This window comes from Sporocytophaga myxococcoides DSM 11118 (genome assembly GCF_000426725.1).
Taxonomy (GTDB): domain Bacteria; phylum Bacteroidota; class Bacteroidia; order Cytophagales; family Cytophagaceae; genus Sporocytophaga; species Sporocytophaga myxococcoides.
The window spans coordinates 456,376-470,867 of the sequence record NZ_AUFX01000004.1; the positions used below are offsets into that span (position 1 = coordinate 456,376).

General features: G+C 39.3%; 4 protein-coding genes. All 4 read right to left on the reverse strand.

Annotation, left to right across the window (positions count from 1 at the left end):
• Positions 1-94: 94 nt before the first annotated feature.
• A complete protein-coding gene (locus tag K350_RS0104855) occupies positions 95-727 on the reverse strand; it encodes a glycosyltransferase family 25 protein (RefSeq protein WP_028978941.1) in 633 nt (210 codons plus the stop codon).
• 34 nt (positions 728-761) lie between these two features.
• Positions 762-3,437 (reverse strand): hypothetical protein, encoded by a 2,676-nt coding sequence (locus tag K350_RS0104860; protein WP_028978942.1) that lies wholly within the window; start codon positions 3,435-3,437, stop codon positions 762-764.
• 16 nt (positions 3,438-3,453) lie between these two features.
• Positions 3,454-8,730: a fibronectin type III domain-containing protein gene (locus tag K350_RS0104865; RefSeq protein ID WP_028978943.1), complete on the reverse strand. Its 5,277-nt coding sequence runs from the start codon at positions 8,728-8,730 to the stop codon at positions 3,454-3,456.
• 133 nt (positions 8,731-8,863) lie between these two features.
• The gene (locus K350_RS0104870; RefSeq protein WP_028978944.1) at positions 8,864-14,491 is read right to left on the reverse strand and encodes a hypothetical protein; all 5,628 of its coding nucleotides are present in this window, start codon (positions 14,489-14,491) and stop codon (positions 8,864-8,866) included.
• Between the last annotated feature and the right edge of the window lies 1 nt (position 14,492).

Here is a 14,492-nt window from a genome sequence, read left to right on the forward strand (position 1 = left end):
TGCTTAAAAGCAAAAGTGCTTTCCCTCGTTCTTCGAGAAAAAGCACTTAAACTTGCGGCGAACCAAAAAAAATGAAAAAAATCTGTACTGTGAGCTACTTTAAAAAACAATAATTAACATCTCTGCCAGCAATGTTTGAAAAATTGGGCCTCTGATAGGCAAAATTCGGGAACAAACAATAACACGTTCCTTTAGGTTGAAAATACTTTACAGATACATGATCCAATGGCATATCCATTTTCTGAATTTTTTCAAGATAAGAATCATAGACACGTGAGTGTACTCCATAACAATGCAAGCAGTCTGCATTTGTAATCCTGAAAATTCTGAAATTTACCTTTTCGGGGATCTCTTTGTGACAACATCCCAGCTGGAAAAATTCCCAGTCATCTGGTATCGTTGATTTATAGTCATCAAAGATTTCATTTACCTGAGGATGAAACTCCACATCATCTTCTAATATTAATATCTTATCATAACCCTTTGCTTTAGCATCCAGAAGTATCAGTTCTGTTGTCTTCATCAACCCAGCGGCTCCAAGGTTCCAGGCAATAGGGTCGATATTTCCGGGATTATGATACACAATATTATCTTTCCTGCCATTGATGGCAGGAAAGATTTCAGGAGTAAGTCCAACTGCTTTGCATTCCAGCAAAGACAACTCTTTTCTATCAACCCTTTCAGGGAGATTGATCAGATAACAGTGATCGAAAAATTCAGCTAGCATCTGCAAGAATATTTATTCATGTACTATTGCTTAACTAAACCGCATACTCTTTCACAATGACAGCATTGATATAACCTGTTGTATTTCCACCAGTAGTGTCGGCAGCTACATTGATTACGATCTGCCCTGTTCCGTCAGGTACAACCTTGTCAAAACTTACAGTAGTATTGGTATTGCCATAGCATTCCAGATTTTTAGCCACGCCGCCTATCGTATAAATAGTTCCTTTAGGGGCAGTAGATCCTGAAGTAGCTCTGCTACCGTAGATGATAATATCATAGACCTTGGTTGGATCACCTTTAAAGGTCAAATTACGCGCATTCGGAGATGATACATAGAAATAGCTTTTCATAATATCCGTAGGAATACTATAGCCTGTTCCGGAATCCGGAGATGCTCCGGTTACCCCATTAATTGCGAATGATACAGGGAATACAACACATCCTGAGCTTGCGCCTGCTATATTGTTGAGTGCAAACGGACTACCGGAAGTATAGTTCGTTGTTACATAATTCCATGTAGTATCTGTGGTTGTAGCAGATGTTCCCAAGTCAATCTTGATCGTTTGAAGAAGCGTTGGACCGGTTGGTTCTGGTTCTTCTGGCTCTTCCACATACTCTGTTAATTTATGAAGTGTAACTACACCAGCGTTGTCTATAGTCTCATACCATAGAGAACCATCAGGAGAAACTTTGCTGACAGTAGCATTTGGATAGGTACCATCAAAGACTTTATCAATATCTCCTGAAACTTCAAAGCGGAGATCATTTTGAGGGTCGAGGAATTTTACGTTTGAAACACATACTCCAAAATGAATGCAGCTTGTGCCAAAGGCAAATTCATTGCCTGAACAGCCGGTGGACAGCACGATGTGATTTCCGCGAATAATATTATAAAGATTCTCTTTACCTACATAATTATAATTACATGTATTCTCAGGGAGATCTGTTTCAAATTTAATGTTATAGCATCCAGATGAAACTTCATTATGCGAAGCGCCATTGTCAAAGGTTATCATTGTACACCCAGTGCCAATCTTATTATAATTGTTGTTTTCAGGCATTGAAATATTAAAACAATTATATTCAATTATATTTCCATTGCCATTAATAGAGATATAACTCCCTCCACCAATATGATTATTTAAACCACTAATTACAGAGTTTGAAATTCCAGACAAATAATTATACGAACCATTTTCTATACCAGACATAGTCCCACTAAACTCATTAGAAGAACTATCTGTAAGAGATAATGCCGCTCCTTTTACTTTGTTATAACTCGAGCGTTCAAATGTAGAATTATTACACTCTTTCACGACATTCCTTGAACTCTGATCAAAAGAGACATTGGTACAATCTCCCTCCAAAGTATTATGTTGGGAATCTGCCAAAAATGAATTATCAGAACATTGCATTCCCAGGTTATTATAGGGAGATGTATGAAAATTATTATTGCTTGAGTTATCTCCAATCTCACAACTCTGTGAATTATGAACAACCGAATTATAGGAACAATTAGACCCAATTTTTACATTCTTTGAACTATAACCTATATTGTTCCCAAACGAATCAGATCCAATCTCAGAATTATCGGAGCTATACTCGATTTTATTACCATAGCTTCCTCCATGTAAGGTACAATTTGCTACCGAAGCTAATGTTGAATTATATGCACCACTCTCAATACAGTTACTTGTTGCAGAATAAACCAAAAATACATTGTTCACATTGCTTTTAATAGAATTATAACATGCACTATTACATACTACAACGTTATTGCAAGAGTCACCTATTATGTTAGAATAAGCAGAGTTAAACAATAAAATATCACTGCTTTTATTTCCAATTATATTTCCATAAGACCCATATGCAAATGTTATATTTTTGGAGTCTTCACCTATAGAATTACCATAACTGTGTAGTACAACAACATTATTATAACTTCCATCATTCATCCTACCTATAGAAATATCTTTTGAACTTGAATCGTTAAAAGTTAAATAATCCTCATATACGGAAAGATTAGCATTAATACTCACGCCCATCATGGATAAGGTAGTATTACAAGCCCATTTATTATTTGTATCGGTAACAAAAATAATTTGCCAATTATCGGAAGTGAAGGTAACACCAGAAGTATGCGATTTTACACATCTATAAAATAGCGAATTAAATAAAACTCCATCACCAACAGCATAGGCATGAGAAGCCTGCCATGCAAGAGAAGCATTGGAAGCTGTATCCACCTGCCATCTCCTAAACCTCACATTCCTAAAATCATACCATGTCTCCAGATTCCTATCGTAATCTTTTCTGTAAGTAATCTTACCTTCTCTAGAAGTAGTTCCATCTTCACATATCACATTACTCAAATCAAGAGCAATTACATCTTGAGGATAACTTTCCGAATAAACAAAGCGTGAAACTGTAGAGCTTGTCAATGCATATAACAATAAATACTCCGTTGCACCTGTATTGACCACTGTAGTGTTGGATATAACATGTTTGGTCTGAAAAGGGATTCTGTATAAAGCTCCCTTTTTAAGACTATTTGCCGCCATCATGTTCCTGATATCACTGGCGTATACATTCAGAGAAGGCTCGCGTGCTCCTGCTTCCGCTATTGCATCTATCAGGGCTGAAAAATCTGTTTCCAATGGATTGTCACCATTCTGGAAACGGGCTTTTAAATCATTAAAATTTGCCATAATTCAAAAAAGTTTATTAATACAGATTGTATTTATTATTGATATAGTTAAAAATGTCTTCTACTTCGTGATCATTCAACGCTCGGTTGTAGACAATGATCTCTGCAATGCTTCCTTTCATAAAGGCTCCTGAAGTAAACACTCCTGCGCTTCTGGAAGCGCCTATGTAGAACAGATCTCCTGAGGTATTAGGAACTGTTGTATCTGCAGATACTGAATTTTCAGTCAAGGAGGTATTATTCAGAAATGCCTGGTATTGGCCGTAATTAGCACCTTGAGCGTTTCTGAAAGAAACAGCATTGAATTCATCAAGAGCAGTTAATCCATTACTAAAAGTTCTGTATCCATTGTTGAAGCTTACTTTAAGGCTATCATTGGCTGCATAGATTCTTGTTTTGGCATTTGTTCCTGCTGCATCACCGATGTACAATACAGTCCTATCACCGGCTGCTGATGCTTCAGCTACAAAGAAAATTGTAGATGCTTTTGAACCTGTAATATCTATAGAATCACTTGAAACAAGATATTGACTTCCCGCGAACTCAACAGCTGGATATCCACTACCTGCATCTTCCCTGTAAACAGGATTATTCAACGGGTCTACTTCAACAGCATGATTTCTATTCAAAGATCTGTCCTGCCATTCGGCAACAGGATCACCGTCTTCCAGTCCTTCCAGCTTATCCGCAGAAAGCCACAGAGAGAGTCCTTCATACTGTGAAGGCAAAATCTCGTTCTGAATGGTGAGTGCCTTTTCTTCAGTATTTAAAAGTCCTGATGCGTTTTCAACATCCACTTTATACCTGTGATAGACATTGCTATCTTCATCATCAAGCTTTTCAAGTGTTCCCGCATTGAATGTAATTTCTGCATCATTCGTTTTGACTTCATGGATTTTATTCCAGTTACCTGAGTCGGTCATCTTATACAGATAATACTTCCCATTGTGCGTTGTCTTCGACCATTTTAGCGTAACATCGATTAGCTGTGTTTCCGTAATTTCAGCTGCTTCAAAAGAAAGCTCCGGAGCCGCTGGATTTACCACATCAATGACACTGGCAAGAATCAGACCGGAAGCTTCGGATGGCACCAATTCTTCTTCATCAGATTCATTGAGGATGTTTCGCAAAGCTACAATACGGTAATAGATGTTTTCACCGAATGGTGGGAAATCAAGATTTGTAAAGGTATCCTCCAACTGATCTGTTGCATTGATCTCTGCAGCAAGATCCATCGTTCTAACCGAAGTTGCTTTACCTCTGTCGGTTGTTCTGTAAATTCTGAATGCAGTTATATTCTCAGCTTCCAGATAAGGGTTTACTGTAAACCTCACTGCTGTTGATTCCCCGATAACAGGATTCTCTGGCCGACTAAACACTCCCGTTACAGCTGGTGCTGCAGGTGCATAAGCATCTATCAATCTTACAGGGCCCAGCATATCTGAACCACCTCCTTGTACAAGAGCATCCGTAATTTCTTTGACAAAGTAAAAATACCAAGACTCAGTTGCCGCACCGTCAATCTTATAATCTGTAAAGCGAACCTTATCTTCTCCCGGAAGTTTCACAACCATCGGATAGGGATCATATTCAGCATCTTCTTTCGAAAGACGTTCGTCATTGCTGTTTCTGATTTTTGGTGGACGTTGAGAAGTTTGTTTCCCTTCTTTAATATGTGAATACAATACTGGCTGTTCAGTCAAAGGAACGAAGACGGATTCTATGGCTCTTCGTATAATGTCCTTTGCTTCTTCAATGTCGTAACTTCCTGCAAATGGATAAACAGGTAAAGCATTTGGATCCTGAGAAGGAATTCTGTAAGCTGGGTTATCCGGCTTTTGAAAACCATAACCATTCACCACCTCAAATCCTTCGCCACTTTCATCACTATAAGTTTTTACATTTACCAGATTTCTCCACCTCTCTGCAGCAGTAGCCATAGTGTCATCGACTATTTCATTTAAGTCAATAAGAATTTGAGCAACTGTTTCACGCTTGTATAATACATCAAGAATCGATCTATGATTTCCTCTGTAAAAAACAAGAGCAAAAGGCTTTCTTCCATCCTCAACATTCATCGGAGTATCGAAGGTATAAGTTGATTTACCATAAAAATCAGGACGCGTTGCAAATGATGGTCCTTCTGGGTTCTCCGGTATTGCAGCTTTTATAATCCTTCTTCCTATAACAGGAACAGGGGAACTGATGTAAGACGTCTGACCATTTCTTGCATCTACTGCCCTCGCAGCAAATACAGTAGTTCTCAGACTTTCATCACTGCCTGATGAGGGAACAAGGTTACTATTAACGAAATCACTGTCCCTTTCTGCATTCAGATAAAGTCTGTAGCCTGGGTGAAAGTTTACGAATACAGTACCCGTCTTAATTGGCTCATAGCCATTAATAGGATTATAGGTAGTAGGATCAACTTTAAAGTCAGCATCATAAACAGTAATTACGAGGTCAGCTCCACTGTTATTAATATTTATTACCTGAAGCTCTTTCTTCTCAGCACTATCATTTTCCTTTTCTATTCTGACTACACCCTGATACCATTCAAAGTCAGGATCCGCATGTGCAGTTAGTGGATTGCCGTCAAAAGTAATTGTGAACACACCTGTTCTCGATTCTTCAATTTCCGCCTCCACATTTACCTTCAATGAATCGTTATAGACCCATCCTTTATCCTTCTTTTCTTCAATTAGTGCAGGTTCGGCAATACCACCCATCAGGTAGTTTGTCTGATTTCCATCACTGTCAGTGACAAGTTCGGTATGCTCAGAAAAATAATGAATAGCAACTTCCTTATTCAAAGTATAATTCCACGATTCCTTTTCAGCCATATTTCGAGGAACCAGGAACCTGTCTCCAACCTTAGGCAAGAAGCTCTTGATCGGAGAAATAATCGTATTATCATTATCTGGTTCCTCTATTGTTCTTTCTTCCTTTTTTGCAAGATAGAATACCGGTCCTTCACTTGAAAAATAAGGGGTTTCAACATCTTTGACGATAAAGTCAGCCTTATCGATCACCATTACACTTCCTTTGAAGAAAGGATAATCCTCAGGGGCTAAAACAGGATTTACCGATGCATCGTTGCCAGAGCTATAAAGTTTGTAACCTTCTGTAGTTACTTTTATTCTTCCGTCTTCCAATTGTAAAACACTTTTCACCTTGCCCCGCACAGACTCGGGTAGTGCCTTATGGAATAAGAACTGAACCTTAGTTGCTTTATTCGGAACACCATTGGTTTTGGTCATAGCCTGGTTCATATTATTAATATGATTCCAGTTAAATGTAACTCTCAACAATGTTGAATCTTCATTAAGTGCAGCCAAAGCAGTTTGTTCGGATGCAGTTGTAAACAGTAACGGAGTCCCTTCTTCCTGAACAAGATGTGCTGCAAGATTTAAAGGCGGAATAATAGTATTCCTAGATGGAAAATCAGTGTTGTTCGTTTGATTCGTAACTTGCGAAGCAGAGATTCTTGAAAACGTGTTGATTCCATATACCGCATACTGGTGAACTCCTTCTTCAATCTCTTTATGAACGTATAATGGATTTGATCCACCAAATAAAACAGGAACTGGTTCTGGATTTTCATTGGCATCCAGGAAGTCCTCATCATGGGAAATTTCTGGAACAACCCAGTCTGGTTGACCTTCGGGAGTAATTCTTTTATATTCAATACCAAAACCCACAGACTCGCTTTTATCATGAGTTGTGAATTCCGGACCTATAAAAAATGCTTCAGGCTCTTCGTATATAGCAGGATCGTCAATATTGATATTGATATAACGAATTGCTTCCTGCTGTGCATAACCTTCCTCATCAGTAAGGTTTATTTCCTGTCCTGTTCCCGTATCAAATTTCAACCCATATGTAATTGGAAGCACTTTAGGTACTTCAGGATATCTGAAATCAGCTTTTGAAGTGGGAAGGCACATAGCAGCATGATCCTTGGTTACGCTTGTTACGCCATCTTCAGCACTCATTAATGTGGTATAAACAGCCAGATAAATGTATTTCGTTGAAGTTCCGCTTGCAAGTCCAGTGTTGTCAATATGTCCGAAGCCCAGCATTCTGGCCACATGAAAGTCCACTGCAGCCATGCGAAGCATTGATTGCATGCTTACTTCAAACTGCTGACCGTCTGCCCTTCTCGCTCCGTTTCCGATGATCCAGCCTTCTTCATCAGGAGGATTTTGTGAAATCTTCAGATCAGGTAAAGCTTTGTCGCCCCCAAGCAACCTTGATACGCGAACATTGTCAGGATCCATACTACCCAAAAGGTATGCAGTTACACCATCTTTTAGATCTTCATCTCTGTATGGATCTAAAAGATTTTTCCCCGGACGCTCCCACTTGTCTTTATAATTATTGACTTTTACTTTAGCCCCTCCATTGTACTTTGGCCAGCGACCATCCACCAGCAATGTTGAACTATCTAACCTGTTATGAACTTCTGTATTATCCAGAGACAAAGAAAGATCTTTTACACTTGTCCAACCGCCAGATTCATGGTTTACACCGCTTATATAGTGAAAATAGGTTTCAAGTTTTACTATTACAGGATAACAATTATCAGTGGTAAAAGTAACAGTACGAATTCTCTCGGATACAATATCATGGAAAAATACAGCACTGGTAGCCTCCTGACTCTGGCTCTTCCTATATGTTACCGCGTCATTTTCTTCAGAAGCCTGATCAACTCCTGAAATTGCTTCCACCCTTAATAGAGCTGAAGCAGAAGTATTAATGGACTTCATCTCCAGTTCTGCGCGAAAGCATAAATGTCCGTCTGCAGTGATCTGGATAGCCCCTCTGTAACTCTTTAAAAAATTAACAGCATTGTTGACTGGATTAATTAGAGCACGAGCATCGTCATAAAGGAAAGTGTCCAGGAAACGGACTTTAACATAGCATTTTTCCAATGACTCCTGACTAACAGGTGTAGTGTTAAAGGTCCATTCTCTTATCTCACCACTTTCAACCAGTTGAGAACTGTTTGTGAGCATTGAGGAAAAGTCTACAGTTGCTGCATATCTGTTTGTATATGCACTTCTGTATATTTTTACAAAGTCATTACTTTTGTTAAAGCCAAAATCAGCGGGGAATCCTCCTGTAGGGCCTGCATAATTTCCTTTGGGAATATGCTGCTCTCCTAAATAACCATCAAACTCCCACCTAAGGTGTATACCTTCGGAAGTACCGTCTGAACCATCGGATCCAGCTGCCTGCAGATACAAGTACGGCGACGCTGTATACAGATTAGTTTTTGAAATGTTACTCATAAGTTAAAAATCTAAACTTGTTTTATTTTTATAAAAATATAGGTTGATAACAGCAGGTAAATGGCTTTACCTGCTAATCATGAAAATAAGTGTGTTTTATCCATTCAGCTCTTCTTTAAGAACTGTTTAAGACTTACTGAACCTGAACTTCAAAATTGGTCACTGAACTCTTCTGAACATATGCCTTTCCATTCCATGTCAGGTATTTGAAATCGAAGTACAGATAACCAGGCTGAATCACAGGACCGTTATCATTAAAAGTTATAAAGGCACTTGAACGATCTTTGGACAAGAAGATTTCACTCGCTTGATTGGTTCTTGTTATAGTTCCCCCCTGTGTGGCTGAGTATTTCATCTTAATACTTCCAAGCAATTCGCTTTCTGGTATCTTAGGATCATTAAACGGTTCAGGGCTTCTGACAATAACTCCAACTATGCGTTCATTTTCTGCAGTTATATTCTTGATGATGTTAATCTCCATACTATCTGCAGGTGCAATTGCAGGAAGCTTAAGGAAACCAGTTACGATACGGTCATATCCATTTGCATAAAGACCTTTTAACTGATCAAATGTCTCAGGTGCGCTTATCAGAGATGAAACTTTACTCAAGTCTGCACTTTCAAATTCCTTCTCTATGCTGAACAAGGACTTAGTTACTAATTCTTCAGTAGAATTTTCGCTTTCTTTATATTTAACAAAGAAACTGTTGATCTGATCTGCAAAGTCCTTATACCTGGATGTTCTGAAAACATAAGAATGCACTTCTGCGGTTTTTTCACGTCCATTAATACTTCCGTTGAATGCAGACTGGAACAGTGCTGTGTATAGCTTATCTGGCAGCAAAGTATCCGTAACGAAAGTACTCTTTATATTAAGAGGATTTTCCAATGGCGTGCTTGAACAGTTTCCAGGATTTTCTGGATTCAACAGATTCTGCAATGCCTTTACATCTCCTCTTATAATCGGCGCTACTTTATCCTCTTCACTTCCTGTCTTACTTGTCTCTTTCCATTCAGAATCTGTTGCTTGCTGCTGCCCGCTTGAATTTGAAGGATCAAGAATCAATGCCTGAAGTTTAGAAGTCACAGGAGTATTGCCTTTGTAGGTTCCGAAATCCTGGAACATCGTATATACAAAATTGTATTTGTAGAACAGGTTTAGTTCAGGATCTTCATAGAACAAAGGTTTGGCATCTGTAAGCTTTCCGTCTGCATTAGGATAACACTTGCTATAATCGATATAGTGGCCCAATGACCTTAGCTTATATTGTTGGGTTTTATCCTCTTTTTCCAGCCTTTTATATTCTTTGCTGAAATCATGGAAGTGACCGACAGGACCAGCAGTTCTGAACATAAAAGTATGCTGATGATCATAGTCTTTCGTTTCATTTCCAACCAAATGGTCTTTGGTAACAAGCTCAATTCCAAAGATAGAATCAGGTCTCCACACAGGCTGAACAGTTGTCTCCAATGCTTGCTTTAACAGATCGTTATCCGCATCAACAGCTGCCTGATTTGCAGGAAGCGTCTTATTGAACTGATAATCCGTTTTATCTTCCCAACGCATTTCGAATACAGAGGTAGTGCAGGAGTTTCCATCTTCCAGAAGCAGATTGCCCAGGTCTTCTTTTAACAAGTCAAATCCGTCTTCTACCAATAACCATGCAACCTCCGTGCAAGTCCCCAAACCTTTGATAACTATCTTATCAACACAATTGCTTAGATCACTATTTGCTTCAAATGAAATAGCAGCTGTAAGATCTTCAGCATCTACAATTGCAGAAGGTGCAGCTTCCTGCCATTGACTGCCCGGAATCAGTTTAACAAAGTGATCAGGAACTTTTACCTTTTTAAGATACTTTACTTCTACCTGTGATATAAGAGTCTTAAGCTTGAGATCTATCTTTGCCGCTGGTTGTTCAAACAAAAGCTCAACCTCAGACCCGTTAGGAAGGACTAATCCATTGGTAAAACCAAATGTATTGCTTTCACTGGTAACCCTTCCGTCTCCGTCCAGCATTCGTACAAGAATTGTATTTTTGTAAAAATTAAACTCATTACTATTTCTAAATATGGATACAGGTGAGTTTTCAAAGTTTACAGATTTAAATCTTCTTGGCTCAAGACAGCTCATGAAGTTATCTCTGAAGCCAAGTGTCTCCGTAGGAAGCGGATTGGCTTCCATGTAACTTAACGGGTTCTGGCAAAGAAGACGCAACCTGTTATAGTTATTAGGCTGATAAGCCTGCCATGATCCATATTTTAAGTCTGCAATATTTCCGCTAAAGTTCACCACTGTATTTGTGAGTGCAGGAGCCATTGCCTGATATGGTTCATAGTCTTCCCAACTTCTACTTGTTGGATTCCATATTTTTATATTGAGCTGCGAAAGGAGATAACTATGCTCTACCTGTTTTGACTTTCCTTTCTGCGGAGGATAAAGCTCCGTATAACTTGCTCCGTATGGAGGACGATAGAAATTGGAAACTGTAGGTGACGAAGGATCAAATCCCATTCCACGCAAGAACTCAATCTCCACAAAGCTATCCACCGGAATGACGTGGTTTTCAATCAGAACATCAGGAGGAGTTGCTGGTAAACCATTCGGACTATATAAAAGATCAAAAGTCTCGCCGCTCATAATGTTCAGCGCTTTAGCTTTACCAGGCTCAAGGATCTGAATCTCGTCCATGTTAAGCTCTCTGTCAAGCGTCCATGTGAAATCAATGGTTTCGTTGATCGTTTTTCCTCCACCTTTTTTCTTTCTGAAAATGCTTGGTTTAGGAACGCTGATACCTACAGCACCTGTAACCATCAATGGTTTAGGAGCTTCAGCAGCGAGGAAGGCAAATACCTTTAACCCCAGCTTTATAAAAAATACCTGTATTGCAGCTTCACCACCCAATGCTATTGAGCCGCCCAGCTGTGCAGGTCTGAAGCTTAATCTTCCTGCCATATCCATGTAGGCTGAAAGCTTAACTCTTAAAGGTCCTATGCCTTTGTCAAAACCAAAGCTTACACCTCCACCAGCTTTTATCCCGCTTCCTGATATCATCAGATAAGAGTACATGTTAAACAAGCTCAACACTCTTGCCTGCAATCTCTTATCATTCGGAGTTTCACGACCAAAGTTCATGTACCACGCACCGGCATCTTTAAAGAAGAAGCCCATTTCTATGAGACCTTTGCCGTCAAATACAGCACCTGATTCGGGAATGCGAAGATTAACACCGAACTCAGAGGTTACAGACTCTTTGGTAATGGCAAGGAACAGACTGAACGGAGGATCCGTAGTAGAATCTATACCGATTCTTTCTTTTAGCAATGCTGCCTGTCCCTGTATTGCGAACAATTCAGGAATAGAAAGCAACAAGAATACTTTGCTTGAGAATGTTCTACCGCTGTCTGTAGCTGTTGCAAAAGAAACCCCAGCCCCAATAGAGAAGCCATCTTCCAGTTCAAACTTGGAAACTTGTATACCTTCTTTAAAATCCGGTGCCTGTTTCTTTTTATAGTATTCATACCAGGAGCCGCTTTCAGGAACGCCTGCTGCATTTTTGGTGGCAACATAATGCTTACCTACCAGACCTCTGAAACCATAGATACCAAGACCTGTTGGACCAAGTGGAATAGGAGCAGGAAGTTCAAGACCCACATCTATCAAGAATGCAGGGACATCAGGGTTCAAGCGCATGGCAGCACTTCCGGAAAGACCGACTTTAGGAAGAGAGAAGGTAACACCACCAATGTATTCAGTTCCCGTGTATTTGCTTCCTTCAGCAGGATCCTTCATTGACAAGTAACCGCTCAACAATAAGGCAGCCTGTTCTGGGCTGGACCCGCCGGGAATAATGAGATCTATTGCGATACTCTGAATACGCAGGAAGAAATGTGGTTCTCTACCTTGTGATTTGTTATTATCGACAGTGAAATAAAACTTGATACCATCTCCTCTTGCATCTACACCACCTGGGTTAATGCTTACACCACCATCAAATCCGAAGTACCAGTATTTCCTCATCTGGTTATCATGCATCTGCTCATGAGTACCATAGTGGATGGCTGTAATGGTAAGCTTAACTGGACCTATCGTTAATGTTTTAGGACTCTTCAGTTTGGTTGTACCACCTGCAGCAATCTCCACCTGACCATCGCTCCAGATTCTGAAACGCTGAATATCGATCTTCTCGGGAAGGAACTCACCAATGGCTCCACCCATGTCCTGGAACTTCAGCCCACCTGTGATCTCAAAGTAGAACCTATCATCCTCTTTACCGATCTTTCCTGAGTTGATGTAAACATCAAGAAGACCAGGAAGAGTGATTTTCAAAGGTTCCGGAATTGCAGCAGATATCATGAACTCACCGTTTCCAAAGGAAACACTAACATCTAGTACTGCAGGCTCTTTATCATTACCATCTTTACTGAATTTCGGAATGGTCATGCGGCCATGGATATTGCTGCCGGTAATAACATTCTGTTTGAATGTCATCTCAAAGGTATCTAGAGCTAAAGAGAATCCTGATTCACCTCCGAACTTTGTCTCTAACAATACTGGATTTGGATCTTTAGGATCGATAGCCTCCATACCAATTGTACCACTGAAACCACCAGTTCCTACAATTAGATTCCGACCATATATTTCGACCTTGTCAGTACTGCTTTTAGTCCAAAAAGCGGGAAGACCTATAGTCGCTTTCTCAATGAAAACGCCAACAAAGTTATCTGGACGACCATCGGCTGCTGCCTCCGGAATATTTAGAGTTCTGCTTAAGTCTAACTTAGCTCCTTCGAAATCAATGGTTAATCCAGTATTCCCAATTAAAGATTTTTGGAAACTAAGGTTGTTCTCTCCTTTAAACTCCAAACCTTTATCTGTACTATACGAAAAAGATCCAACATTAAATGTAAGTAATGTCCTAGCTGAATCTGGCAAAGGCTTTCCATAGGTAGGTGAATTTTTATCATCATCTAGTGGGGTAAATATAGATCTTGGGAATTCCAATGCAAGATCTATGTTATCCAAGAATAGCGAAACTTTAGGAATGAAAAGCTCTTTGATGTTTTCTTGAGTAAAATTACCCATAAACTTTGAGAAGAGAGTTTCAATTCGTCCTGTTACATCTCCCAGCTCAGCAGGAATGCCCAGAAACATATCGAAAATTACAGTATAAATGTCAACTGAAATTGTATTGTTCACATATAAATCTGTAATCTGATCGATAAGATTTAAAATTACCAAAGTATCATCTTGGTTGGTACTTTTTGAGAGAGGATTTACCGGACGATATTTTGCGTTAAAATCATCTACAAACTTCTGAATGGGATCAGGATTATCTATTAAACTATTTATTGATTCTGTTAATAGATCTTCTACAGTTACTCCAGAAATCTCCAGTAAAATATCAAAAATAGATTTTGGCGACCAATCAAATGTTGCAAGTTCGAAGCTTTTGGAATACTTTAAAATAGGCCAGGTATAATCCAAAGATATGGGAATTTCTGTACTAGTCCCATCAAAATTAGGATTCAGAAGTAAGCCCAATCCACCAGTACCAGGAATTTCCAAAGCAAGCTTCTTGTAGGTTTTAATTTTAAGGCTGTAAAATGCACTATCGCAATCAACACTCCTTTCAATCTGGAGATTCTTATAATATAAATCAGAAAAGACAGAACCTATACCGTCTTTAAAGACACCAAAATTTTCCGGCATGTTTTCTACAGGAAACAATGTGGAAAGTGAAGGCAAAAAATCTGACATG

Bases quoted from the DNA above. Each gene is read 5' to 3' on its own strand.
- K350_RS0104855 (WP_028978941.1), bottom strand. From the start codon at position 727: ATGCTAGCTGAATTTTTCGATCACTGTTATCTGATCAATCTCCCTGAA.
- K350_RS0104860 (WP_028978942.1), bottom strand. From the start codon at position 3,437: ATGGCAAATTTTAATGATTTAAAAGCCCGTTTCCAGAATGGTGACAAT.
- K350_RS0104865 (WP_028978943.1), bottom strand. From the start codon at position 8,730: ATGAGTAACATTTCAAAAACTAATCTGTATACAGCGTCGCCGTACTTG.
- K350_RS0104870 (WP_028978944.1), bottom strand. From the start codon at position 14,491: ATGTCAGATTTTTTGCCTTCACTTTCCACATTGTTTCCTGTAGAAAAC.